A 374-nucleotide genomic window follows, 5' to 3' on the forward strand; every position below is an offset into this window, starting at 1 on the left:
TATTAAATCAATTTATGGGATAGAGGTTCCAGTGGTCATGATGTATAGTCATCCAACGATCGCGTCATTGGCTGCAGAACTGAAGAAGATACATGGAGTGAAGGAAGAAAAGCAAGCTGTCACTGAATCATCTAATCTCCGCAAACAGGCGATGGCAGATGGGAAAAACCGCCGTAAACAGAGATTAAAACGAAAATAGATGGGAGAAATGCAGCGTATGTCTGATCAAGAGCAATGGAGCGAATCTGGACTTGAAATTGCAGTTGTAGGATTAGCAGGTACGTTTCCTGGGGCACCGAATGTGCAAGCGTTTTGGGAAAATGTATCGCAAGGGAAAGAATCCGTTACGTTTTTCACTGATGAAGAATTAAAGG

Annotated in this window: 2 protein-coding genes; both read left to right on the forward strand. The window is 42.8% G+C overall.

Translation table 11 applies throughout. The features are described 5' to 3' along the window. Positions 1-199, forward strand: a 199-nt coding sequence (locus tag AC2A4J_RS20410; protein WP_484177305.1) for an acyl carrier protein, incomplete at its 5' end; no start/stop codon positions are given. Positions 200-217: 18 nt separating this feature from the next. Further along, positions 218-374: beta-ketoacyl synthase N-terminal-like domain-containing protein (locus AC2A4J_RS20415; protein WP_484177306.1), on the forward strand; the 157-nt coding region annotated here is incomplete at its 3' end.

It is taken from the genome of Marinomonas sp. ATLA20 (genome assembly GCF_057180105.1).